At 67.8% G+C, this 23,767-nt stretch carries 21 protein-coding genes; 9 read left to right on the forward strand and 12 right to left on the reverse strand.

Translation table 11 applies throughout. The features are described 5' to 3' along the window. Nucleotides 1-155 precede the first annotated feature (155 nt). Nucleotides 156-452, reverse strand: coding sequence for a DUF4193 domain-containing protein (locus IPV09_RS00475; protein ID WP_207472888.1), 297 nt, complete (start codon nt 450-452; stop codon nt 156-158). 192 nt (nt 453-644) lie between these two features. Between IPV09_RS00475 and IPV09_RS00480 the strand changes: the two genes are divergently transcribed. Next, nucleotides 645-857, forward strand: coding sequence for a DUF6458 family protein (locus IPV09_RS00480; RefSeq protein ID WP_207472889.1), 213 nt, complete (start codon nt 645-647; stop codon nt 855-857). A gap of 105 nt (nt 858-962) precedes the next feature. Continuing rightward, nucleotides 963-2,021: a septation protein SepH gene (gene sepH, locus IPV09_RS00485; protein WP_304650731.1), complete on the forward strand. Its 1,059-nt coding sequence runs from the start codon at nt 963-965 to the stop codon at nt 2,019-2,021. Here the strand turns inward: sepH and IPV09_RS00490 are convergent. From IPV09_RS00490 to IPV09_RS00505, 4 genes are read right to left on the reverse strand one after another with little or no spacing between them, the layout of a single operon-like run. Next, complete coding sequence (locus tag IPV09_RS00490) at nt 2,018-2,857, reverse strand: sulfurtransferase (RefSeq protein ID WP_207472891.1); 840 nt, start codon at nt 2,855-2,857, stop codon at nt 2,018-2,020. The two genes, sepH and IPV09_RS00490, sit on opposite strands and share 4 nt — an antisense overlap. Beyond that, nucleotides 2,854-3,552, reverse strand: a complete 699-nt coding sequence (locus IPV09_RS00495) for a thymidine kinase (RefSeq protein ID WP_370590154.1) — start codon at nt 3,550-3,552, stop codon at nt 2,854-2,856. Before IPV09_RS00495 ends, IPV09_RS00490 begins: the two co-directional genes overlap by 4 nt. Then, on the reverse strand, nt 3,549-4,727 hold the full coding sequence (locus IPV09_RS00500; RefSeq protein WP_207472894.1) for an alkaline phosphatase family protein: 1,179 nt from the start codon (nt 4,725-4,727) through the stop codon (nt 3,549-3,551). The genes IPV09_RS00495 and IPV09_RS00500 overlap by 4 nt, the downstream gene beginning before the upstream one ends. Then, nucleotides 4,727-5,314, reverse strand: a complete 588-nt coding sequence (locus IPV09_RS00505) for a DUF5998 family protein (protein WP_370590155.1) — start codon at nt 5,312-5,314, stop codon at nt 4,727-4,729. Before IPV09_RS00505 ends, IPV09_RS00500 begins: the two co-directional genes overlap by 1 nt. 260 nt (nt 5,315-5,574) lie before the next feature. On the opposite strand from IPV09_RS00505, the gene IPV09_RS00510 reads away from it, so the two are divergent. Beyond that, nucleotides 5,575-6,459, forward strand: a complete 885-nt coding sequence (locus tag IPV09_RS00510; protein WP_242681052.1) for an App1 family protein — start codon at nt 5,575-5,577, stop codon at nt 6,457-6,459. Between the two features lie 123 nt (nt 6,460-6,582). Beyond that, on the forward strand, nt 6,583-9,201 hold the full coding sequence (locus tag IPV09_RS00515; protein ID WP_207472896.1) for a DNA topoisomerase (ATP-hydrolyzing) subunit A: 2,619 nt from the start codon (nt 6,583-6,585) through the stop codon (nt 9,199-9,201). Nucleotides 9,202-9,299: 98 nt separating this feature from the next. Here IPV09_RS00515 and IPV09_RS00520 read toward each other — a convergent pair whose 3' ends face one another. Beyond that, entirely contained in the window at nt 9,300-10,823 is a 1,524-nt protein-coding gene (locus IPV09_RS00520) for a DUF222 domain-containing protein (protein ID WP_207472897.1), read from the reverse strand. 640 nt (nt 10,824-11,463) lie between these two features. Between IPV09_RS00520 and IPV09_RS00525 the strand changes: the two genes are divergently transcribed. Together IPV09_RS00525 and IPV09_RS00530 are read left to right on the forward strand one after the other, a co-directional pair. Next, the gene (locus tag IPV09_RS00525; protein WP_207472898.1) at nt 11,464-12,216 is read left to right on the forward strand and encodes a class I SAM-dependent methyltransferase; all 753 of its coding nucleotides are present in this window, start codon (nt 11,464-11,466) and stop codon (nt 12,214-12,216) included. A 43-nt stretch (nt 12,217-12,259) separates the two neighbouring features. Beyond that, nucleotides 12,260-12,754 (forward strand): carbonic anhydrase, encoded by a 495-nt coding sequence (locus tag IPV09_RS00530; RefSeq protein ID WP_207472899.1) that lies wholly within the window; start codon nt 12,260-12,262, stop codon nt 12,752-12,754. A gap of 19 nt (nt 12,755-12,773) precedes the next feature. Here the strand turns inward: IPV09_RS00530 and IPV09_RS00535 are convergent, their stop codons facing one another. The 3 genes from IPV09_RS00535 to IPV09_RS00545 all read right to left on the reverse strand — a co-directional run bounded on the left by IPV09_RS00535 (nt 12,774) and on the right by IPV09_RS00545 (nt 17,041). After that, nucleotides 12,774-13,502 (reverse strand): PIG-L deacetylase family protein, encoded by a 729-nt coding sequence (locus IPV09_RS00535; protein ID WP_207472900.1) that lies wholly within the window; start codon nt 13,500-13,502, stop codon nt 12,774-12,776. A 69-nt stretch (nt 13,503-13,571) separates the two neighbouring features. Further along, the gene (locus tag IPV09_RS00540) at nt 13,572-14,909 is read right to left on the reverse strand and encodes an MFS transporter (RefSeq protein ID WP_370590156.1); all 1,338 of its coding nucleotides are present in this window, start codon (nt 14,907-14,909) and stop codon (nt 13,572-13,574) included. 62 nt (nt 14,910-14,971) lie between these two features. Next, nucleotides 14,972-17,041, reverse strand: coding sequence for a type IIA DNA topoisomerase subunit B (locus tag IPV09_RS00545; RefSeq protein ID WP_370590157.1), 2,070 nt, complete (start codon nt 17,039-17,041; stop codon nt 14,972-14,974). 220 nt (nt 17,042-17,261) lie between these two features. Between IPV09_RS00545 and IPV09_RS00550 the strand changes: the two genes are divergently transcribed. Continuing rightward, a complete protein-coding gene (locus tag IPV09_RS00550; protein WP_207472901.1) occupies nt 17,262-17,459 on the forward strand; it encodes a hypothetical protein in 198 nt (65 codons plus the stop codon). A gap of 94 nt (nt 17,460-17,553) precedes the next feature. On the opposite strand, the gene IPV09_RS00555 is transcribed toward IPV09_RS00550, so the two are convergent. Next, nucleotides 17,554-18,066: an N-acetyltransferase family protein gene (locus IPV09_RS00555; RefSeq protein ID WP_370590158.1), complete on the reverse strand. Its 513-nt coding sequence runs from the start codon at nt 18,064-18,066 to the stop codon at nt 17,554-17,556. A 2-nt stretch (nt 18,067-18,068) separates the two neighbouring features. Continuing rightward, a complete protein-coding gene (locus tag IPV09_RS00560; RefSeq protein WP_207473035.1) occupies nt 18,069-19,463 on the reverse strand; it encodes an RNA polymerase sigma factor in 1,395 nt (464 codons plus the stop codon). A gap of 139 nt (nt 19,464-19,602) precedes the next feature. Here IPV09_RS00560 and IPV09_RS00565 point away from each other — a divergent pair, with 139 nt between their 5' ends. Together IPV09_RS00565 and IPV09_RS00570 are read left to right on the forward strand one after the other, a co-directional pair. After that, nucleotides 19,603-21,801 carry a S9 family peptidase gene (locus tag IPV09_RS00565; protein WP_207472902.1) on the forward strand — a complete coding sequence of 733 codons (2,199 nt, stop codon included), beginning with the start codon at nt 19,603-19,605 and terminating at the stop codon, nt 21,799-21,801. A gap of 106 nt (nt 21,802-21,907) precedes the next feature. Beyond that, on the forward strand, nt 21,908-22,834 hold the full coding sequence (locus tag IPV09_RS00570) for an RNA polymerase sigma factor RpoD/SigA (protein WP_207472903.1): 927 nt from the start codon (nt 21,908-21,910) through the stop codon (nt 22,832-22,834). A gap of 46 nt (nt 22,835-22,880) precedes the next feature. Here IPV09_RS00570 and IPV09_RS00575 read toward each other — a convergent pair whose 3' ends face one another. After that, the gene (locus IPV09_RS00575; protein WP_370590159.1) at nt 22,881-23,744 is read right to left on the reverse strand and encodes an acyl-CoA thioesterase; all 864 of its coding nucleotides are present in this window, start codon (nt 23,742-23,744) and stop codon (nt 22,881-22,883) included. Nucleotides 23,745-23,767 lie beyond the last annotated feature (23 nt).

The raw sequence follows: 23,767 nt of genomic DNA on the forward strand, positions 1-23,767 counted from the left end.
GCACGTGGGACGCCCGAGCCGAGTGGCTGGGACGTCCCGCGGGGGGTGTTGGGGGTTGTCCCCACGCAAGGCCACTCCCTACAAAACACGGGACGCCCGAGCCGAGTGGCTGGGACGTCCCGCGGGGGTGTTGGGGGTTGTCCCCCACAAACAACTCAGTAGCAGTCGACGCAGTAGATCTTGTCGCCCTTGGTCTCGGCGATCTGGCTCTTGTGCTTCACCAGGAAGCAGGAGGCGCAGGTGAACTCGTCGGCCTGTCGGGGCAGCACCCGGACGGTGAGCTCCTCGTGGGACAGGTCAGCACCGGGCAACTCGAAGGACTCAGCGGCCTCCACCTCGTCCTGGTCGACGTCACCCGACTTGGCGTCATTCCGACGATTCTTGAGCTCTTCGATCGAGTCTTCCTGCTGCTCCTCGTCGGTCTTGCGGGGCGCGTCGTAATCAGTCGCCATCATTTCCTCTCAACGCTTGCATGCCGCCCGCTCTGCGCGGCCGTGTCGCGGTCATATCTATCACACGTGTCAAGAGGGCGTCGCACCCGTCCCCTCCGTGGGTGGTGAGTCGGGGCAATTGTGGCGTTTTACGACGTCGGGCCGCGGTAGCCGCCATGATGGGCACGACCCAAACCCTTTCAGGAGGCTCACATGTGGATCGGACTCGGCATCGTCCTCATCATCATCGGCGCAGTGCTCAACTGGGCCCTGCAGGTCGACGTTCCCGGCGTCACGGATGGCATCCTGGGCTGGATCCTGATCGTCGCCGGCATCGCCGCCATCCTCTTCTCGTTCGTGGCCCAGGCGCAGCGCAATCGGGTGCACACGACCCATGAGTCGCGCCACGTCGACACCCGCGACTGAACCAGCGGGCCGTCCCGTCGCTGCAGCCTCGACCAGCGCTTCAGCCTTCGCCGCGCGCTGCCCACGTCGGGTCGGCTCGACTTGATAGGTTGACGCGATGGTGGGCTGACAGCCTGCCCATGCCGGAGCAACCAGGAGAGTCGGATGGACAGCGCACTCAGCCCTCGTGAGATCCAGGCCCGCATTCGCGGTGGCGAGTCCTTGGAGACCGTCGCCGAGGCCGCCGGGGTTCCGGCTGAGCACATCGAACCGTTCGCCGCACCGGTGATTGCCGAACGCGAGCACGTCCTGGGGCAGGCGCTGAACTGCCCGGTCCGACGCAAGGGCGAGTCCTCGTCGGTGCGTGCCCTGCGTCATGTTGCTGCCGAGGGACTCCAGCGCGGCGGCCTCTCGCCCGAGGACGTGGCCTGGGACGCGTGGCGTGACCCGGAGCGCCAATGGGTGGTGGTGGCTCGGTTCAGCCAGGACGGCGAGGAGCACCAGGCAGAGTTCCGGTTCGACCTGCGCAGCCGGTTCAGCGTGGCCAGGGACGACCTGGCCCGTTCGCTGATTGGTGAACCAGCGCCGCAGGTGGCGGCTGTCCCTACGTTCGCGGGACACGACCCCGACAACGAACCGACCATCGGACTGAGTGAGCCCACGGGCCCGTCCGCACCGGAGTTCCCTGCCCGCCCCATCCCGCGTCAGCCGATCGAGCAGGTCCAGGTCGATGACGAACCGGAGTTGAGCGTGCAGGCGTCCCAGGATGACCTGGTCGGCCACGCGTCCCAGTTGGACGTCCTCTACGACATGCTCAGCAGCTTCGACGAGGACTCCGTGAACGTCTATGCCGACCTGTCCCGGCCGGTCACCGACGAGGATCCCGACGACGACCTGCTGCGGCAGGCCTTCGACGAGACGTCCGCCGACGAACCAGAAGCACCCGAGACCGAACCGGACGAGACAGAACCGGACGAGACAGAACCGGACGAGACCAGCGACGAGGTGGCGGAGGTCGCGCCCCCGGAGGAGCCCACGGAGGGGCTCCAGGCTCCCGAGCAGGACGCCCTGGTCGAAATCGCCGAGGAGCCCGCCCCTGCCCCGAAGCCCAAGCCCAAGGCGCGCAAGGGCCGGGCGAGCATCCCGACCTGGGACGAGATCGTCTTTGGCGGGCCCAAGCCCTAGGCGCGGCCGGTGGCGACCGGACGACGGGGGTCGCTGATCCAGTCCGACCAGCTGCCCGGGTAGAGCCGCAGCCCCGTGATCCCGGCCTGTTCCGCGGCCAGGATGACCTTGCTGGCCGTCACCCCCGACCCGCAGGAGACGACGTCCCCGGGCCGCAGGTCGGCCAGCACCTCGGCCAACTGGTCGGCAGGGAGCAGCCCGACCGGGGCGTCGAGATGTTCTGCGGGCAGGTTCACCGCACCCGGGATGTGCCCGGCGACCGGATCAATGGGCTCGGTCTCGCCGCGGAATCGCGCGGCCGCCCGCACGTCGACGCACTGGTGGCCGGCGGCGACGAGGGCAGGGATGTCGTCGGCGACGACCTGCGGCATCTGCCCTTCCTGGCCCACGGTGATGTTCCCGGGTCGTACCTCGCAGACCTCGGTGCTGATCGGGAACCCCGCGGCCTGCCATGCCGCCAGTCCGCCGTCCAGCACCCGGACGTCGCTCAGGCCGATGTTGCGCAACACCCACCAGGCCCGGGCCGCGCCCATCTGGTTGCCCTGGTCGGCGAGCACGATGGAGTCACCGTCATTGACGCCCGCCGCGCGCAGACCGTCCTGAAGCGCGGCCAGGCTCGGCAGCGGGTGCCGGCCACCGACGCCCCCGGCGGCAGGGTGGGCGGCGAAGACGTCCTCCAGGTCGACGAAGACCGCGCCGGGGATGTGGCCCTGGCGGTACTCTTCCTTGCCCCGGCCGGGCTGGCCGAGGTAGTAGCGCAGGTCGAGCACCCGCGTCCGTCCGCCGGCGGCGAGCAGGTCGTCCAGGGTCGCGGCAGTGATCAGGGGGCGGGTCATCGCAGCTCCTCGTCGAAGGGCAGCACCTCAGGGGACAAGGTGGCGCGGGACATTTCCTTGGTGACCCGGCGCCGGTGGTGCTTGCGGCAGAGCACCTCGTAGTGCACGGCGCTGGGCTGGCCCTCGGTGTCCCCCACCACCACCTGCGAGCCCTCGGTGATCATCACCCCGTCGACGACGCGGGCGTTGTGGGTGGCGCGGGCCCCGCACCAGCACAGCGGCTGCACCTGCAGGGTCTCGATGCGATCGGCCAGTTCGACCAGGCGTCGTGACCCCGGGAACAGTTCGGTGCGAAAATCGGCCATGATGCCGAAGGCGAACACGTCCAGGCCCAGTTCGTCGACCAGCCGGGCCAACTGGTCGATCTGGTCGGGGGTGTAGAACTGGGCCTCGTCGCAGACCAGGAAGTCCAGTTTGGTTCCGGTGGTGATCTGGGCGACCACGTAGGCCCAGAAGTTGAAGTGGGGACCCACCTCGACGGCGGGGCTGCTGAGTCCGATGCGTGAGGTGATCACCGAGGTGCCGGACCGGTCCTGGCTGGTGAGCAGGGCGCCGTGGCGTCCATGGGCCGACTGGGTGTGGTGCATCTGCAGCGCCAGCGTCGACTTGCCGCAGTCCATCGGTCCGGTGAAGAAGACCAGTTCACCGGGATCGTACTCGCCGCCCCACGGCAGCCGGGGGGTGTCCTCGCTCACCATTCGTCCTCGTAGCGTCCTTCGTCGATGAGCAGGGGCACCAGCATCTCGGCGCTGGTCATCGAACCGTGCATGCCCACCAGCCCCATCTCGCCGGGCAGGGTCAGGCTCATCACCGCCCAGTCCTCGCGCATGGCGGCGACCACGTCACCGATGCGTCCCGCGATGTCGGGTGTCGGATCGGCGCCGAACCAGCCCTCGGCGATGGCCTGGCTGCGGGTGCGAACCCAGGCCCGCTCCCCCAGCCACTCGGCCCACCGCTGGGCCACCGACTGCGGGTCGCTGGTGTAGAGCTGGCGGAAGCGGCCCTCGCCGCCGATCTGGTCGACGCCCTCCGTCAGTTCCGGGTGGTTCTCGAGGATGATCTTGCGCTCCTCGGGCACGTCGACCATGCCGTGGTCGCCGGTCACCAGCAGCACCACGTCGTCGTCGAGTTCGTCGCGCAGCCGTTCCAGCATGGCGTCGATGCGGACCAGTTGTGAGCGCCAGTAGGGATGGTTGACGCCGTGGGCATGACCGGTGTGGTCGAGCATCCGTTCGTAGACGTAGACGAGGCTGCGCTCACCGGCGCGGGAGGCGGCCACGGTGCGGGCGACGAGGTCGTCCTCGTCGTCCTCGCGCAGCAGGCCGCTGACGACCTGGCCGCGCAGCGCCGAACGGGTCAGTCCGCTGCCGTCGAAGCGCACCGGGACGACGGCGTGGCTGGCGTGGCCGGCCGCGGTCAGTCGCTCGAACCAGGTGGTGCGCTGTTGCAGCAGTTCCGCCTCGGTGGGGGTGTTCCACTGCAGGGAGTTGAACACCACACCGGTGTAGGGGTCGCGGAACGAGTAGCCGACGATGCCGTGCTCTGCCGGCGTCAGCCCGGTTCCGAGCGAGGTGAGCGAGGTGGCGGTGGTCGAGGGCACGGTGACGCTGAGGCGGGCGGCGTCACCGAACAGGCTCGCGCAGTAGGGGGCGATCGCCAGCGCCTGCTGCAGCACTTCATGACCCAGGCCGTCCACCAGCACGAGCACGTAGCGCTGGCTGTGCGGCAGGTCGATGCTGGGCACCCCCGCCTCGGGCAGACCGAGGTGGGCGGCCAGGCTCGGCAGCAGGTCGGCCAGGGTCGACTCACGCCACCGCGGCAGCAGCGGCTGGGTGGGGTCAGGAGGCTGGGCGCGGCGGGGGCCGGCCATCAGCGGGCTGCCTCGGCGGTCGCCAGCTGCAGGACGCCGGCGAAGGCGATCAGTTCGGTCACCGAGGTGGCGCCGTCTGCGGCGGGGCTCATCCGGACCGTCAGGTCGTCGGCGACAGCCGATCCCGACATGCCGTGGTCGGCATCACAGTTGGGGTCGGCGCAGTGCGCCGGTTCCATCTCGATGCGGCGCATGGTGCCCCAGCCGACGCTGAGCCAGGTCTCCAAAATGGTGCCGGCATCCTTGTGCGGCTCGGCGAGCACGCGGGTCAGGGTGACGGAGTTGATGCGCGACAGGGCGACGGACTCGGTCGAGGTGATGGCTTGCACCTGCCGCTGAGGGTTGTCGGTCGACTCGTCGGTGTGGCTGACCAGCAACCTGGTGGGGGTGATCACCATCACCGACAGGTGGCGGTGCACCTCGTCGCCGACGAACGTTGGCTCGTGGTGGACCAGGAAGGCCCGGACGCTCTCACCGGCCAGGGCCAGCGCGATCGACTCCGACACCAGGTCGGGGAAGAAGCCGCACGCGGCGATGCCGTTGCCAAGTTGCTCGGGTAGATGGTGTCCGGTGATGGGAGCCTGCACCCGGTCATCCTTTCACACCTGCCGCTGCTGGCGCCCAGCCCCTCGATGGCCGCCATGTGACTAGTCTGGCTGCCATGACGGATCGTCCCTTCGTTGGTGCCCGCCTTGATGAACACTTCAGCCGCTGGCTCGGCGCCCGCCTGCGCCGGCGACGCAGTTGGGTGGAACACATCGTCGCCTACGCCGGCTACGGGTCGTCAGACCAGCTGCGCATCCTGGGGCGGGTGATCCTGCAGCCCGCCACCCCCAAGTCCGACCTGATGCGGGTCGCCGACGACTTCATGCGGCGCCGCGGGTGGCGCAACTTTGCCTCCATCCCCATCGGTCGGGCCACGGTGAAGATCACCATCGGCGAGGACACCATCGACGTGCAGGCCGACCGCAGCGGCTACATCGACGTCCGCGTCCGGAACACGTCGCTGGGGCCGGGCTGGCACGAGGTGACCCTGAAGACCGAAGAGTCGAGGGCCACCCAGGCGCCGGTCCAGGTGGTCGGCGCCGACCAGGAGTTCGGGTTGATCAGCGACATTGACGACACCGTCATCTCGACCTCGCTGCCCCGCATCCTGATTGCCGTCTGGAACTCACTGATGGTGACCGAGCAGGCTCGCCAGTCGGTGCCCGGGATGGCGCGGATGTACCACCAGGTGCTGGCCGAACATCCCGGCGCACCGACGATCTACATTTCGACCGGCGCCTGGAACACCTACCCGTTCCTGCGCCGGTTCCTGAAGCGGCACGGCTACCCGCAGGGCACGATGCTGCTGACCGACTGGGGCCCGACCAACACCGGATGGTTCCGCAGCGGCCCCGACCACAAGCGTCGCTCGTTGCACGAACTGGCCCGCGACCTGCCCCACGTGAAGTGGCTGCTGGTGGGTGACGACGGCCAGCACGACCCCATGCTGTACCGGGAGTTCGCCGACCTGCAGCCCGACCACGTGCGGGCGATTGCGATCCGTCAGCTGACGATGGCCCAGCAGGTGCTGGCCCACGGCACCACCACCGTGCTCGGGGACCCCAACCACGTCCACTACACCCCGCACACCGTCCCCGAGGTGCGCGGCGCCGACGGCGACGAGCTGGCTCCCAAGGTGCGGGCGATGCTCGGCGAGCCCCTCACCGACGGGCGTCCGACCGGCTGACGGCGCGCCGATTCGGCGTGACGGGCCGGATTTGGAACACTGGGGCGTTGGATTCATGTCAGCGCCCGGGTGGGTCGTGCCCGCTGCGGGTCGCTGCACCAGTTGAAGGAGCCTGACCAGCAGATGGCGAGCGAGCAGAACGGCACCGACGAAGAGGTCGAACGCATCATCGACGTCGACGTGACCGCCGAGATGGAGTCCAGCTTCCTCGAGTACGCCTACTCCGTCATCTACTCCAGGGCCCTGCCGGACGCTCGCGACGGTCTCAAGCCCGTCCAGCGGCGCATCCTCTACTCGATGGACCAGATGGGCATCCGTCCCGACCGTGGTCACGTGAAGTGCGCCCGGGTGGTCGGGCAGGTGATGGGTGTGCTGCACCCGCACGGTGACACCGCCATCTATGACGCGCTGGTGCGCACCGCGCAGTCGTGGTCGATGCGCCTGCCGTTGGTCGATGGCCACGGCAACTTCGGGTCGTTGGACGCCGGTCCGGCGGCGATGCGCTACACCGAGTGCCGCATGGCCGAACCTGCCGTGGCCATGACGGCCGGTCTCGACGAGGACACCGTCGACTTCAAGCCCAACTACGACGGCCGTGAGGTGGAGCCCTCGGTGCTGCCGGCCGCGTTCCCCAACCTTCTCGTCAATGGGGCCACCGGCATCGCGGTCGGGATGGCCACCAACATTGCGCCGCACAACCTGGTCGAGGTCGTCCAGGCCTGCAAGCACCTGCTGGCCCACCCCGACGCCGACCTGGCCACGATCACCCGGTTCATTCCGGGCCCCGACCTGCCCACCGGCGGCAAGATCATTGGGCTGGATGGCATTCAGGATGCCTATGCCACCGGCCGTGGTTCGTTCAAGATCCGGGCGACCACCCGCATCGAGCAGGTCCAGCCCCGCCGCAAGGGCATCGTCGTCACCGAACTGCCCTACACGGTCGGTCCGGAGAAGATCATTGAGCAGATCAAGACGTTGGTGCAGGCCAAGAAGATCACCGGCATCGCCGACGTCAAGGACCTGACGGACCTGGCCCAGGGCACCCGCTTGGTGATCGAGGTCAAGAACGGCATCAATCCCGAGGCGCTGCTGGCGCAGCTGTTCAAGATGACCAAGCTCGAGGACTCCTTCTCGATCAACTCGGTCGCCCTGGTCGAGGGCCAGCCGCGCACCATGGGTCTGATGCAGATGCTCGAGGTCTACCTCAAGCATCGCCTCGAGGTCACCGAGCGTCGCACCCGGTTCCGTCTGGCCAGGGCCACCGACCGGCTGCACCTGGTCGAGGGGTTGCTGCTGGCCATCGTCGACATTGACGACGTCATCGCCATCGTCCGCAGCAGTGATGACGCCGCCGAGGCCCGCACCCGGTTGATCGAGGCCTTCGACCTGAGCGAGACCCAGGCCAACTACATCCTGGACATGCAGCTGCGCCAACTCACCCGGCTGTCGTCGATTCGTCTGGAGGCCGAGCGCGACGAGTTGAAGAAGACCATCGCCGAGCTGAGCCTGATCCTGGACGACGAGTTGGTGCTGCGCAGCCTGGTCGCCGACGAGTTGACCGAGGTGGCCAAGCAGTTCGGCACCCCGCGACGGACCGTGCTGCTGGAGAGCAGCGGCGTGGTCGCCAGTACCGCTGCCCCGACCGACCTGGAGATTCCCGACGGCCCCAGCTGGGTGTTGCTGAGTTCTGCTGGCCTGATGGCCCGCGTGGACACCCACGAGGCGTTGCCCGCCACCGGACCGCGTGCCTCGCATGACGTGATCACGTCCGCGATTCGCTCCACCACCCGGGGCCAGTTCGGTGTGCTGACCAATCACGGTCGACTGTTGAAGATGAGCACCATCGACCTGCCGACGGTGCCGCTGACGGCCCACGCCGGGTCGTTGAAGGGTGGGTCACGGGCCAAGGAACTGTTTGCCTTCGCCAAGGACGAGCGGGTGGTGGGGTTGACCTCACTCGGCGACGACGCCCGGGGTCTGGCGCTGGGCACCGCCCGGGGCGTGGTCAAGCGCGTGAACCCGGAGTTCCTGGCCAGCAAGGACGACTGGGACGTGATCCGTCTGGACAAGGGTGACGAGGTCGTGGGCGCCGTCGAACTGGCCGATGACAGCCTGGACCTGGCCTTCGTCACCTCGGACGCGCAATTGCTGCACTTCCCTGCCGAGGCGGTGCGACCCCAGGGGCGCACCGGCGGCGGCGTGGCGGGCATCCGGCTGGCGAGCGGCGCCAGGGCCATCTGGTTCGGACCCGCGGCCGAGGGCGACGTGGTGGTCACGGTGTCCGGCAGTTCGGACGCCCTGGCCGGCACCCAGACTGGTCTGGTGAAGGTCGCCCCGTTCAGCGAGTACCCGGCCAAGGGCCGCGGCACCGGCGGCGTGCGCTGCCACAAGTTCCTGAAGGGTGAGGACGTGCTGCTGCTGGGGTGGGTTGGCGCCGCGCCCGCCGTGGCTGCGGCCGCCTCGGGGTCGCCCATCGACCTGCCTCCGGCCACCGGCAAGCGCGACGGTTCGGGCACCCCAGCAGCCATGCCCATTGCGGCGGTGTCCACGCGGAGCATTGCGGCAGTCGCGCATACGGAGTCTGGCCACGACGCCCCCGAGATGGCGGTCGGGAACCCAGATGTCGATGACTCGGACCTGACGGGTACGGACCCGGATGACACTGATGTGGACAGCACGGGCGCTGAGGACCCTCGAGGGACATCCGTCGACGATGACCCCGAGCAGGACACGCTGATCTGACGCGGGCACGCTGATCTGACCTGGACGCCGTGACCTGAGCCTGTCCGCGCATGCCAGTAGCCCGCCGGGGTGACGGCGGGTACTGGCTGCTCTGGGTGTCAGCTCGCGAGCTCGTCCGATGCCGGGTGCTGCTGTTTGGGCAGGATTTGACCGGACGGGTCTTCGATCATCCACGAGTGGGACGGGGTGACCAGGTAGCCGAACCCCAGTGGTGATCGCCACAGGAAGGTACCCGGGGACGGTTGGGTCAGGTGCCAGCCGCCAAAGGTTTTCGCTCGATGCACCTTGCGCGACAGGGGACCCAGGTTGTGGGGACCGGTCAAGGGCACCCGCTCACGTCCGGTCCGACCGTGTGATCGACCGCCACTGCTATCGCCGTCACCCCCACCATCAAGGCCGTGCCCGTTGTTCCCAGCCAGTTGATGGATCCACTGGTCGCGGCTGGAGTCCCAGGTCGGGGCGGCTTCCCACTCGATGGTGTGGTCCAGATCTGCATGCCGTGAGGTCTTCTTCGAGAACGGGAACACCTCATACGGATTCCTGAGCTGGACCCATTCCCGCATCCAGTGCGAACACTCATACGCATCGGTCGGAACCAGGTTGTCCGGATGCAACACCGGTCGCACGGTGACCCTGGTGTGGCCCAGCAGGTCCTTGGCCCAACCGGCCAGCAACGGACCCATGCCCTCGGTACGGACCAGCCCGGCACCGGTCTCCAGACCCGAGCCGCTGATGTGCACCACGACCTCCGCCTTCGGCAACAACCGCTCCGGGTCAACGGTGACCATCCCGCAGGTATGACCCGGCTGACCCTCAGCCGGGCAGACCTGATCCAGGTCCAGATCCGGCAACTGGTCGGTCAACGCGGCCTGCAGCAACTGCAGTGCCCGCGCCGGGTTCGCCAACAGGCCCAACGCCCGCGCGCGGCGCACGTCCAACGACTCGGTCGACCCGCCCTGCCGCAGCAGGATCGCCAACCGCGTCAACTGCCTGTCCAGCACCGTCGCGTCCACCGCCCCCACGACCGCGGTCACGTCGGTCACCCCCAGGCAGGACTCGCCGAACTCCACCCGCCGCCTGGCCAATTGGGCCGCGTGGTCATCGTCGGCGTCCTCGCGCAAGGTGTCCATGACCCGGGCCTTGACCAACTCCAACAGCCGGGTGAACGCCATCGACTCGACCAGGACGTCGATCTCCTCATCCAGGTCCAACGCCTGGTAGTAGGACAACTTGTGGGTGACCGACGCCACCTCGCACGCCTGCCACACCCGCAGCCCGCCCGCCATGACCCGCGCCCAGAGCCGTGGGAGCCGGTGCCGCACCGCCAGGGCCAGGCTGATCTCGATGCGGACCTTCTCCTCCGACATCCTGAGTGCCGCGGCTACCTCGAGGGTGCAGAACTCCGCCACACCCGGCGTCCCGTCCCCGCCCCACTGCATCAACCGCTCGGTACCCGCCAGCACCGGACCCTCATCAGGCACGTAGCGGTACTGGTCAGCGAACTCCGCGAAACAGCGGAACTGCTCGGCCTCGGCCCGCTTCTTCGCCTCGAACGCCGCATTCAACTCGACCAGCTTCTGCCGCGCACCCGCCGCACTGAAACTCGCACCACCAGATCGCATTCCACGTACCTGTTGACCAGTGGTACCTGCTGCGCTGGATCCCATTCGGACCACCCGCCTCTGCTGTGAACATCGCCCGAATCACCGTTGACTCGAACGTTTGTACTATTCTATGCCGCGGGAATTCGCGGGTCAACCCCTGTGGAAAAGTTCCTGCCTCATTTTTCGGGTCGGTCCGCGAGTGCCGCGGGCGAGACACATCACACCGGCGACGCGTTCGCGAGGCGGTCACCCATCCAGGATGGAGATGAGGATACTGCCCATGGTGAGGCCACATCCTGGGGTGAATGGTGTGAATACCGGTGATTCTTCCGTGACCGGCATGAACCGTATGTCCGACGTCAGCCCGGCCGAAGAGAGTCGGCCACACTGGTCGTGCTGTCGTGGCATTCTTACGGGTACCAGGAAACGCAGGCGTAGATCCGGTCACCGACGAAGGAACTGCCGCCGTGGAGCCGCTCAACTTCTCACGTGTGCCGCCCAGCAATCCGCGCGCTCACGCCGCGCCGAGCCACCGAGTCCTCCCGGACGTACTTCGCACCCGTATCGTGCCCTGTAGCCCTCAGCAACGCACGAACGACGGGCTCCCGCCGAAAGCCCCACGCCGCAGAGACCTGCAGCAATGCGGAAAGGAAGCGCCATGAGCGCATTGTTCTACTCCCATCCCACACTGTACGACCGCATGTTTCCCGGCGGCGGACCAGCCGTTGAGTTCTACCGGGCCGAGGCTGCTCGGCAGGGTGGGTCCGTCCTTGAACTGGGGTGCGGCACTGGACACAAACTCATTCCCATCGCCTCCGACGGACATCCGTGCGTCGGTCTGGACGCCTCACCCGACATGATCGCCGAAGCTGATCGCAAGGCACGCGAGCGCGGCGCCCACGTGGAATGGGTACAGGGCGACATGCGCTCTTTCGACCTTGGCCGAACATTTGACCTGATCTTCATTACTGCCAATTCGCTGCTGCACCTGCATGAGACCGAGGACCTGCTCAGTTGCCTCCGTTCGGTGCGACGACACCTGGCACCCGAGGGACGGTTCGTGCTGGACGTCTTCAACCCGGACGTGCGCCTGCTTGCCGGAGCCGATGGCGTGCGGCGCACCAGGGAGTCCTTGGCGTTCACCGACCCGGAGCGTGGCGAGGTGGGCGTCGATGTCGCCGACACCTACGATGCGCCCGCGCAGGTGACCCGCGGGACGTGGTACCTGTCCACCGACTCCGACCCCGACTTCGTCGTGGCCCCGATGGAGGTCAGGATCATCTTCCCGCAGGAGTTGACCCTGCTGCTCTCGCTCGGCGGTTTCCAGCTCGTCGAACGCTTCGGTGACTGGTCTGGGCAGCCATTCGGGGTCGACTCCAGACTGCAGCTGTGCGTCTGCACATCGGCGTGAACGCTGTCCTGGCGTGCCGGGCACCAGGAGTAACGTTGCGCCCATGGGCGAATTTGATGACCTGCTGACGCGCAACCAGACCTATGCAGAAACCTTCCAGGAGGGCGGCTTCGACGGTGTCGCCCACGCCGGGGTTCTCGTGCTGACCTGCATGGACTCCCGCATCGAGCCGCTCCGCATGCTCGGGTTGAACCTGGGCGACGCCAAGATCCTGCGCACGCCGGGCGGACGGGCGACCCCCGACGCGACCGTCGGCTGCATCCTGGGCGTGCACCTGCTCAACGTCAACCGCATCATGGTGGTCCCCCACACACGCTGCGCCATGGCCTCGGGTTCCGACCAGCAGATCGCCGAGAGCATCCTCGAGCGTGACGGCACCGACATTCGCGGCATGGTGCTGGGGGCGACCACTGACCAGTTGTCGGCGTTGACCCATGACGTGCGCACGCTGCGCAGCCATCCGCTGATCACCGGACTGGCCGAGGTCGGCGGGTTCATGTTCGACGTCGACACCGGGCTGCTGGCCGAGATCTACTGACCCGAGTTCTGCTGACGGCTCAGTCGCGGATCAACTGGTAGGCCTTGAAGGCCACCCCGTGGCTGACTCCGCCCGCGGTTCCCTGCTGTTGCAGCATCTCGGGAATGAACGTGGCGGGCGCCGGGTGCCCCGGGATTGCGGCCAGGTATTCGCCGTGGCATTCCAGCGACGCCACCGCGGCGTCGACGTCGCGCTGGTCGACGGGGACGACGTGGCTGGGGGTCGCACCCGAGACCAGCAGCCAGCGGGTCGCCCACTTGGGCAGGTTCTCCTCGGTGGCCAGGTCACGGAAGACCCAGGTGTTGTCGGCGTCACGCACCGCATCAAGGGTTGCCAGGCCCGCGACCCGGTGGTCAGCCTGGTTGAGGCCCCAGCCGACCTCGACCTCCCACGTGCCGGCGACCACCGCATCGGGACGCACCTCCCGGATGCGCCGGGCGATGTCCTTGCGCAGGGCCAGGTGGTCGTTGAGCATGCCGTCGGGATGGTTCAGGATGACCAGGTCGTCCACGCCGACGGCGTCGCAGGCGGCGCGTTGTTCGCGGGCACGCAGGGGGCCGACCTCCTCGGGCGGAATCTGCATGCCGGCCTCACCGGCGGTCAGCAGCAGGTAGGACACGTGGATTCCTCGTCGGACCCACCGGGCAACGGCTGCGGACGTGCCGTACTCGACGTCGTCGGGGTGCGCCACGACGACCAGCACCCGGTGGATCTGGTCCTCGGGCAGCGGTGGCAGGATCTCGGTCATGGCACCCAGCGTAAGCCGGGTGCCCACCACCTGAACAGGGCCTGTGTCGTCAGCGCGCCGCCGCCGGCCTCACTCCATGGCGCCGTGCTGGTCGTGCTCCTTGACGAACAGCATTGCCACCCAGCCGGCCGCCAGGACCAACACGATGCCGAGGATGCCCCAGTACTGGGTGTTCTGGTCCCCGGTGAGCAACGCACCCAGCCCGATGGCCAGACCGAACATGGCCGGCGACAAGAAGGACACGACCCGGCCGGTGGTGGCATAGAGCCCAAAGATCTCACCGGTGCGTCCCTCGGGAATGAGCCGGGCCAGGAAGCTGCGGCTCGCTGACTGGGCCGGGCCGACGAACATGCACATCAGCAGGCCGAGCACCCAGAAGGTAGTCGTGCCGCCATCGTGCAGCAGGAAGACGCCCGTGCCCAGGACGCTGAGACTGGCCAGCGAGATCAGGATGACGGTGCGCGGCCCCACCTTGTCGTCGAGCAGGCCGAAGGCCATCGTCGACAGACCTGCCACGATGTTGGCAGCCGCCCCGAAGATGATGACGTCGCCGGCGCTGAAGCCAAACGTCCCCGCCGCGATGACCGCCCCGAACGCGAACACCCCGGCCAGCCCGTCGCGGAACAGGGCCGAGGCGAGCAGGAACCAGAACGTCTGTCGCCGTTCCCGCCACAGCCGGCCGATGGTGCCACCCAACAACCTGTAGCTTTCAATGATGCCCACGCGTTCACGGTTCCGTGGTGCGGGCCGGTCGCGCAGCATCATGAACGTGGGGATGGTGAACACCAACGTCCACAGGCCGCAGACGATCATCGAGTAGCGGATGTCGAGGCCGTTCTCGAGGGTGCCGGGGGCGATGAAGGTGAAGTAGATGACCAGCAGCACGATGATGCCGCCCAGGTACCCCATCCCCCAGCCCACCCCGGAGACACGTCCGATGTTCCGGGTGTTCGCCACCTGGTCGATGGTGGAGTTGTAGTTGACCCCTGCCAGCTCCGAGATGATCGAACCCACCCCGAGCATGACCAGACCCGGCCACAGGTACTCGGGGGCGGGCACGATGAAGAACAGCGCGGCCGAGATCGCGGCCAGCAGCCAGGTCTGCCAACGCAGGTGGAAGACCGTCCGTCCGCTGCGGTCGGCGGACTGGCCCAGCACCGGCGCGATCAACGCCACCACCAGACCGGCGACCGTGGTGGAGACCGCCAGCGCCTGCGAGGTGGAGTTGGTGTCGCCGAACGAGGCGCTGGTCAGGTACACCGCGAACACGAAGGTGGTGATCACCGTGTTGAAGGGCTGGGTGCCCCAGTCCCACATGGCCCAGCCCAGCACCCGCCGCTTCGAGGTCGGTCGGGCGGACTCGAGGGCGGTGGACGGTGCCAGCGCATGGTCAGTGGTGGAGCTCACGCAAGCAATCTAGGCCCTGACCGGCCCGCGACCCGGTGAACGCCACGTGACATTTGCCTCGCTCAGGCGTCGATGGTCTCCGCGTCGATGGCGTAGGCACCGTCGATGATGAACTCCTTGCGGGGCACCACGTCGTTGCCCATCAGCATTTCGAAGACCTTTTCGGCCTCCTCGGCCTCGTCCACGGTGATCCGCCGCAGGGTGCGGTGCTGGGGGTCCATCGTGGTCTCCTTGAGCTGGCTGGCGTCCATCTCGCCCAGGCCCTTGTATCGCTGCGGCTCCTTGAAGCTCTGACCCTTCTTGGTCAGTTCGGCCAGCTTGCGCTGGTACTCGGCGTCGGAGTAGGTGTAGATGTACTTTTCGTAGCCCCGCTTGGGTTTGATCAACTCGAAACGGTGCAACGGCGGCACCGCCGAGTAGACGCGACCGGCCTCGACCATCGGGCGCATGTACTTGAAGAACAGGGTCGCCAGCAGGCAGCGAATGTGGGCGCCGTCGGAGTCGGCGTCGGCCATGAAGATGATCTTGCCGTAGCGGGTCGCATCGACGTCGAAGGTGCGTCCCGAGCCGCCGCCGACGACCTGGATGATGTTGGCGCACTCGACGTTCTTGAGCATGTCGGCGACCGACGCCTTCTGCACGTTGAGGATCTTGCCGCGAATCGGCAGCAACGCCTGGAACTCGGAGTTGCGGGCGACGTTGGCGGTGCCGAGCGCGGAGTCGCCCTCCACGATGAACAGTTCGGTCTTGTCGGTGTCAGTACTGCGGCAGTCCTTGAGCTTGGGGGGCAAGGTGGAGGACTCCAGCGCGGTCTTGCGTCGCTGGTTGTCCTTGTGGATGCGCGCCGCGACCCGCGCCCTGGAGGCGTTGGCGACCTTCTCCATCACCGTGCGGGCCTGGGCCTTGGACTTGGGGGCCGTCAGCCAGGTCGTCAGCTCAGCCTCGACGACGCGTGCGACCAGGCGGCGGACGGGCGGGGTGCCCAGCACCTCCTTGGTCTGGCCCTCGAACTGGGGTTCGGCCAGGCGGACGGTGACCACGCTGGTGAGGCCCTCCAGGACGTCCTCCTTGATGACCTCCTCACCGGACTTCAGGATGCGGCTGTTGCCCATGGCCTGGGTGAAGGCCTTGGTCAGGCCCTGCTCGAAGCCACTGACGTGGGTGCCGCCCTTGGGGGTGGCCACCACATTGACGAAGGAGCGTCCGACCGTGTCGTAGGAGTTGGTCCAGCACAGGGCCACGTCGATGTCGACGACGCGATCCACGTCAGTGGGGGTCATGGCGCCGCTGTCGTCGAGCATCGGCACGGTCTCGGTGAACTCCCCGCTGCCCTGCAGGCGCAGCACCTCGGAGACCGGTGCGCCGGGGGTGAGGTAGTCGCAGAACTCGCTGATCCCACCCTCGTGCTGGAAGACCTCGGTGATGGCCTCCCCCAGACGGTGGTCGTGGATCTCCAGGCGCAGGCCCGGCACCAGGAAGCTGGTCTGGCGGGCACGGTTGGCCAGGTGGTCCCAGGACAGTTGGGCGTCCTTGAGGAAGATCTGGCGGTCGGGCCAGTACCGTACTCGCGTGCCGGTGACGCCACGCTTGACCTTGCCGACCTCGCGCATGCCGCTGGCCGGGGTGAACGACGCGTCCGGCCCGTCGCCGTCGAAGACGCCGGCGACACCACGACGGAAGCTGATGGCGTAGGTCTTGGAGTTGCGGTCGACCTCGACGTCCAGGCGCGCGCTCAGGGCATTGACCACCGAGGCGCCGACGCCGTGCAGGCCGCCGGTGGCGTTGTAGGTGCCCGAACCGAACTTGCCACCGGCGTGCAGCTTGGTGAACACCACCTCGACGCCGGTCAGGCCGGTGCGAGGCTCGATGTCCACCGGGATGCCGCGGGCCTGGTCCTTGACCACGATCGACCCGTCCGCGCGGAGGTCGACGGTGATCGATTCGCCGAACCCGCCCAGCGCCTCGTCCACCGCATTGTCGATGATCTCCCACAGGCAGTGCATCAGCCCCTTGGTGTCGGTCGAGCCGATGTACATGGCGGGTCGTTTGCGGACGGCCTCCAACCCCTCAAGCACCAACAGGTGCTTGGCCTCGTACTCGCGTCCGGTGTTCTGTGCCTTGATCTGTGCCACCCCGTGAGGATACCGGGGCTCACCGACAACACCTGACCGCACACCCCTGCGGGCGTCCGGTTCGGCGCGGGCATGCCTGCCGTTTGTGTGGATGGCCTAAGGTGGGCGGACAAGCAGGCCGGATGACCCGGGTGTAGTCCACCGGTGCCGGATGGAACAAACTGCTTCCCTCATGCGTTGGAATGAGGGAAACCACTTGCCAAAGGAAAAGAGGCCACGGATGAGTTCACAGACTGTCGAGTCCACCACCCTCGATGCACGCGATCGTTGCGATCGATGCGGCGCCCAGGCCTACATGCGCGTCACCCTCAGCAGTGGCGGCGAACTGCTGTTCTGCGGCCACCACGGACGTGCCCACCACGACAAGTTGCAGCAGGTCGCCCTGCGCATCGATGACCACACCGAGCGCCTGGGCTGAGACAGACCGCCCCAGACCCCACGAACAGGACCCGCCGGCATCACCGGCGGGTCCTGTCACGTCTGGGGGTCCCATGTCTTTGGGGGTGCTGGCGTCAGTGGCGAACCATCCGAACATTGTGGTGTCCGTCCAGGGCGCCCTCCAGGCGCTGGCGGGCCCCGTCCAGGACGAAGCCGTGCCGCTGGTAGAAGGCGACGGCCCGATCGTTGCCCTCCAACACCCACAGGTGTGCCGGGGCGTCACCGATGGCGATCTCCAGCAGCCGGTCAGCGATGCCGGAGCCCTTGGCCACGTCGAGCAGGTACAGCAGGTGCAGTTCCAACGGGGTCGGTGCGGAGGCGTCGTCGCTGACCCTGGCCTGGGCAACGCCCACCACCTCGGAGTCGTGGGCGGTGTCGACCACGACCCAGTGGTAGGCCCCCTGACGTCCCTGCAGCACCCACGTCCGGGCCAGGTCCGCTGCGCCCGACTCCCGCTCGGTGAACACGACGTCGTCGAAGGGGAACGACTCGCGCCAGGCGCGGGCCATCATCTGGGCGGCCGCCAGCAGCTGCTCGGGGGCAGCCTGCTTGATCCGGAACCGTCCGGGTTCGACCAGCTGCTTCACGGTCAGTCCAGGTAATCGCGCAGCACCTGCGAACGGGACGGGTGGCGCAACTTCGACATGGTCTTGGACTCGATCTGGCGGATTCGCTCACGGGTGACCCCGTAGACCTTGCCAATCTCGTCCAGGGTCTTGGGCTGTCCGTCGGTCAACCCGAAACGCATGCTGACCACGCCGGCCTCACGGTCGGACAGGGTGTCCAGCACGTCATGCAGCTGCTCCTGCAGCAGGGTGAAGTTCACGGCGTCCGCGGGCACGATCGCCTCGGAGTCCTCGATCAGGTCACCGAACTCGGAGTCACCGTCCTCGCCCAGCGGGGTGTGCAGCGAGATCGGCTCGCGCCCGTACTTCTGCACCTCGACGACCTTCTCGGGGGTCATGTCGAGTTCCTTGGCGAGTTCCTCGGGGGTGGGTTCCCGGCCGAGGTCCTGCAGCATCTGGCGCTGGACGCGGGCGAGCTTGTTGATCACCTCGACCATGTGCACCGGGATGCGGATGGTGCGGGCCTGGTCGGCCATGGCGCGGGTGATCGCCTGCTTGATCCACCAGGTCGCATAGGTCGAGAACTTGTAGCCCTTGGTGTAGTCGAACTTCTCCACCGCCCTGATCAGGCCCAGGTTGCCCTCCTGGATGAGGTCCAGGAAGAGCATGCCGCGGCCGGTGTAGCGCTTGGCCAGGGAGACGACCAATCGCAGGTTCGCCTCCAGCAGGTGGTTCTTGGCCCGGCGACCATCGGCGGCGATCCACTCGAAGTCGTCCAGGTCCTTGGCCTTGACTGAGGCCTCGTCGCTGAGCTTCTCGTCGGCGAACAGGCCGGCCTCGATGCGCTTGGCCAGGTCGACCTCCTGCTCGGCGTTCAGCAGGGCCACCTTGCCGATCTGCTTCAGGTAGTCCTTGACCGGGTCCGCGGTCGCACCGGCGGCGGTGACCTGGATCTCCGGCTCGTCGGTGTCGTCGGCCTCGTTCATGACGAAGCCTTCCTTGGTGATCTCCTTCTCGTCCTTCGCCGCCTCTTCGGGGGCGAACTCGGAGTCGTCGACCTCGTCCAGTCGCGCCTTGCCGTCCTTCTTGCCGCCGACGGTGATGACCAGGTCATCACCGTCCAGTTCGACGTCCGCCTCGACCTCGACGACCTTCTGCAGCGCCTCGGTCACGGTCGGCTCCGCCTTCTTGGCGGTCGACTTGCGGGCCGTGGTCTTCTTGGCCGTCGTCTTCTTCGCGGCGGCGGGGGGCTTCGCGGCGGTGGTCTTCGCGGCGGCGGTGGTGGTCTTCCTGGCCGCCGTGGCCTTCTTGGACGTACTGCCCGCCGTCGTCGACGCCGTCGGAGCGTCGGTCTGGTGAGCAGCGGGGGTGGTGTCGCCGGTTGAACGCGCGGTCACAGGGTACCTCTCGAAGATGATTCCAGGATGAGGGCAGGGCCAAGCCAGCGGTTGTCAATGCCTCCGCTCCAGTCTGCCACGCCTTCGGAACCCAGACAATGCGAACCCCCACCCGGTCACCGGCCGACCCGGTCGTGCTCGGATCGCTAGGCTGGCCGGCATGTCACAGACCCCTGCCACGCCGGCACCGCCGATCGCCGCTCGCCGTCCGCTGGAGCGCACCCACCACGGTGACACCGTGATCGACAACTACGAGTGGCTGCGCGAGAAGACCAATCCCGAGGTGATCAGCCACCTCGAGGCCGAGAATGCCTACGCCGAGGCCCTCACCGAACACCTGGCCGGCCTGCGCGACGAACTGTTCAACGACTACAAGTCGCGGACCCTGGAAACCGACCTGAGCGTGCCCAGCTACGAGACCCACAGCACTGGCCGGGCCTACTGGTACTACTCGCGCACCGTCGAGGGCAAGGACTACCCCATCTGGTGCCGGGTGCCGGCCACCAGCCGCGACGAGGTGCCCGACCTGGCGGCCGCGGCCCCGATCGACGGGGAACAGGTGATCCTGGACGGCAACCTCGAGGCTGAGGGCCACCAGTTCTTCTCCCTGGGTGCCATGGAGGTCTCCCCCGACGGTGCCCTGCTGATGTGGGCCACCGACAATGCCGGCGACGAGCGCTATGACGTCTCCATCCGTGACCTTGCCACCGGCACCACCACCACCACCCAGACCGGCGTCGCGGGCAATGTCACCTGGGCCGCCGACGACGTGTTGTTCTACACCCGCGTGGACGAGGCCTGGCGTCCCCATCAGGTCTGGCGCCACACCCTGGGCACCGCAGCCGACCAGGACCAGCTGGTCTTCCAGGAGGACGACGAGCGCTTCTGGACGTGGGTCTCGGTCAGCCGCGACCGGGCCTGGATCCTCATCCACCTGGGCAGCAAGCTGACCGGCGAGGTGCACCTGGTTCCGACCAGCGACCCGGCTGCGCCGCCGCGGGTGGTCGCCCCCCGGCGCGAGGGCCTCGACTATGACGTGGAGGCCACCGCCGACCAGTTGTGGATCGTGCACAACGCCGCCTTCGCCGACTTCGAGGTGGCCACCGCCCCCGTGGGTCCCTGGGACGCCGCCGACACCACCCCGCTGGCACCGTCGGAGACCTGGCAGTCGGTGCTGCAGCCCGCGGCCGGGACCCGCTTCGGGGACGTGGAGGCCTACGCCAGCCACGTCGTCGTCTCCGGACGCCAGGACGGGCTGCCGGCCGTCTGGTTGGGTCGCAGCGATGCCCCCGGCGACGCCGCGCCGCTGGGGTTCGCCGAACCCGTCTACGAGGTCTCGGCCCAGTCGGAGTCCGACTTCAGCACCGACCGCATCCGGCTGTCGTTCACCTCGCTGGTGACCCCGCCGCAGGTCCGCGAGGTCCGTTTCGATGACCCCGGCTCCCAGCGGGTGCTCAAGCAGACCCCGGTGCTCGACCATCCGCAACACGGACCTTTCCGCCCCGAGGACTACGTGCAGGAACGCGTCTGGGCCACTGCCGGCGACGGCACCCGCATTCCGTTGAGCGTGGTGCGACGCGCCGACACCCCCGTGGACGGCACCTCCCCGGTGGTGCTCTACGGCTACGGCTCCTACGAGATCTCGATCCCGGCCCGGTTCAGCACCCAGCGCCTGAGCCTGCTCGACCACGGCATCATCTACGTCATTGCCCACATCCGTGGCGGTGGCGAACTGGGCAGGGCCTGGTACGACCAGGGCAAGACCCTGCAGAAGATGAACACGTTCACCGACTTCGTCGACGCCGGACGTTGGCTGGTCGACAACGGCTGGACCCAACCGGATCGTCTGGCTGCCATGGGCGGCAGCGCCGGCGGCCTGCTGATGGGTGCGGTCGCGAACCTGGCCCCGGACCTGTTCTGCGCCATCCACGCCGCGGTGCCCTTCGTGGACGCCCTGACGACGATCCTCGATCCCGACCTGCCGTTGACGGTCACCGAGTGGGAGGAATGGGGCGACCCGCTGCACCACGAGGACGTCTACCACTACATGAAGGCCTACACGCCCTACGAGAACATCGCCCCGGTGACCTACCCGGCCATCCTGGCCACCACCGGACTCAACGACACCCGGGTGTTCTACGTGGAGCCTGCGAAGTGGGTGGCCCGGTTGCGCGCCGAGGCGACCCTCAGCGCCGAGCGTCCGGTGCTGATGCGCACCGAGATGGTCGCCGGCCACGCCGGGGTCACCGGACGCTACGACAAGTGGCGCGAGCAGGCCTTTGAGATGGCCTGGCTGATCGACCGGGTCACCCGCGCCGTCCGGGAGCAGGATTCGGGGTCGACTACGACCACAGTCTGATCGTTTTTCTGCCGATGGCATACTGGGGGGCCAAATCGGCAGGTGCTGAAACGTTTGCTGCCCTCTCGTGCGTTGACCACTATGAAGGACGCACGAGAGGGAGTTCATGGAAACCAAGCAGCGTGTTCGCTCCACCGACGGCATTGAGGGCAAGGACTCGGTAGGTCTCTACCTGGAGTCGATCGCCCAGACCGCCCTGTTGACCGCCGAACAAGAAGTTGAACTGGCCAAGCGCATCGAGGCCGGTGTCTACGCCCGTGGCATCCTGGACGGTGCCGCCACCACCGAGGTGGGCGCCAGCACCGAGGAACTCGAATGGCTGGCTGCCGACGGCGACGAGGCGATGCAGCACTTCATCCGCGCCAACCTCCGACTGGTGGTGTCGGTGGCCCGCAAGTACTACCGTTCGCCGATGCCCATGCTTGACCTCGTCCAGGAGGGCAACACGGGCCTGATCCGCGCCGTCGAGAAGTTCGACTACGCCAAGGGCTTCAAGTTCTCGACCTACGCGACGTGGTGGGTCCGCCAGGCGATCAGCCGAGGCATTGCGCAGCAGGGACGCATCGTCCGACTGCCCGTCCATGTCGCCGAGCAGGTCAACCAGGTCTCGGCAGCACGCCGCAACCTGGAGCGTCTGCTGGGCCGTGAGCCGAGCGTCGAGGAGATCGCCAAGGAGCTGGAACTGGAGGCCGACCGGGTCGTGGAGTTGATCCGCTACTCGCGTGAGCACATCAGCCTCGACGCCCCCGTTGACGAGGACGGTGACACCTCCCTGGGCGACCTGATCGCCAAGGACGTCACCCCCGGCCCGGACGAACTGGTCCTGGACGCCCAGACCGGCGGGGTGATCGACGGAATGCTGTCCGACCTCGACGAGCGCTCGGCCGACGTGGTCAGGCGCCGCTACGGTCTGGTCGACGGACGCCAGGCCAAGCTTGCCGACATTGGCGCCGTGTGGGGCATCACCGCCGAGCGGGTCCGCCAGATCGAGCGCAGCGCCCTGGCCCAGCTCCGGTTGACCACCGCCGCCTGAGCGAGTCCGCACCACCCCTGGAAGGGCTGGTCCGCAGGTCCGGGGGTCACCCCTGGGTCAGCCGGATCAGCCCTTCCTGGCTGACCGAGGCCTTCAGCTCGCCGCGCTGGAACAGTCGACCGTTCGAGAAGCCCAGACCACCCGACGCCGAGGGCGAGATCTGGTCGTGCAGCAACCACTGGTCGGCCCGCAGGTCGCGGTGGAACCACATGGCGTGGTCGACGGAGGCTGCCTGCACCTGCGGGGACATGATGGTCACCTGGTGCGGCACCGCGGCAACGCTGAGGATGGTCAGGTCGCTCAGGTAGGCCGCAAGCGCGGTGTGCAGCCGCGGGTCGTCCGGCAGGGTCTCCTGGGTGCGGGCCCAGACCCGCAGGTGCGCCGAGTGGGCGCTGGCCTGGGTGCTGTCCGAGGAGTCCCCGACGTAGCGCACGTCCAGCCCCTGCCAGGCGATCCACTGGGCGGCTGCGCTGCCGAAGCGTTCGGTCAGCACCTCGGCCACCGGGGGGCAGTCCATCGGGTCGTCCACGTCCGGCGGCATCGGGTCGCTGTGCTGCAGACCCGGCTCCTCGACGTGGTAGCTGGCGGTCAGGGCGAACATCAGCTTGTCCTGCTGGAAGGCGGTCACCCGTCGCTGCGAAAAGGTGTTGCCGTCCCTGGTCACCTCGACCTGGTAGTCGATGGGCCGGGCGTTGCTGCCCGGACGCAGGAAGTAGGCGTGCATCGAGTGGCAGCGCCGCTCCGGTGTCAGCGTCCCCGACGCCGCCATCAGCGCCTGGGCCACGACTTGGCCACCGAAGGTGCGCTGGTACTCCCACTGGGTGCCCAGGTGGAGTTGGGGGTCGCGGAACCTGGTCTCGTCGAGTTGGTCCAGCGTGAGCAGTCGCAGCAGCGAGGTCGTCTCGGTCACCACCCCACTCTGCCATTACTGCG

This window comes from Tessaracoccus sp. SD287, from assembly GCF_017355265.1.
In the GTDB taxonomy this organism is placed as follows: Bacteria; Actinomycetota; Actinomycetes; order Propionibacteriales; family Propionibacteriaceae; genus Aestuariimicrobium.

Bases quoted from the DNA above. Each gene is read 5' to 3' on its own strand.
- IPV09_RS00475 (WP_207472888.1), bottom strand. From the start codon at position 452: ATGGCGACTGATTACGACGCGCCCCGCAAGACCGACGAGGAGCAGCAG.
- IPV09_RS00480 (WP_207472889.1), top strand. From the start codon at position 645: ATGTGGATCGGACTCGGCATCGTCCTCATCATCATCGGCGCAGTGCTC.
- IPV09_RS00490 (WP_207472891.1), bottom strand. From the start codon at position 2,857: ATGACCCGCCCCCTGATCACTGCCGCGACCCTGGACGACCTGCTCGCC.
- IPV09_RS00500 (WP_207472894.1), bottom strand. From the start codon at position 4,727: ATGGCCGGCCCCCGCCGCGCCCAGCCTCCTGACCCCACCCAGCCGCTG.
- IPV09_RS00510 (WP_242681052.1), top strand. From the start codon at position 5,575: ATGCGGGTCGCCGACGACTTCATGCGGCGCCGCGGGTGGCGCAACTTT.
- IPV09_RS00515 (WP_207472896.1), top strand. From the start codon at position 6,583: ATGGCGAGCGAGCAGAACGGCACCGACGAAGAGGTCGAACGCATCATC.
- IPV09_RS00520 (WP_207472897.1), bottom strand. From the start codon at position 10,823: ATGCGATCTGGTGGTGCGAGTTTCAGTGCGGCGGGTGCGCGGCAGAAG.
- IPV09_RS00525 (WP_207472898.1), top strand. From the start codon at position 11,464: ATGAGCGCATTGTTCTACTCCCATCCCACACTGTACGACCGCATGTTT.
- IPV09_RS00530 (WP_207472899.1), top strand. From the start codon at position 12,260: ATGGGCGAATTTGATGACCTGCTGACGCGCAACCAGACCTATGCAGAA.
- IPV09_RS00535 (WP_207472900.1), bottom strand. From the start codon at position 13,502: ATGACCGAGATCCTGCCACCGCTGCCCGAGGACCAGATCCACCGGGTG.
- IPV09_RS00550 (WP_207472901.1), top strand. From the start codon at position 17,262: ATGAGTTCACAGACTGTCGAGTCCACCACCCTCGATGCACGCGATCGT.
- IPV09_RS00565 (WP_207472902.1), top strand. From the start codon at position 19,603: ATGTCACAGACCCCTGCCACGCCGGCACCGCCGATCGCCGCTCGCCGT.
- IPV09_RS00570 (WP_207472903.1), top strand. From the start codon at position 21,908: ATGGAAACCAAGCAGCGTGTTCGCTCCACCGACGGCATTGAGGGCAAG.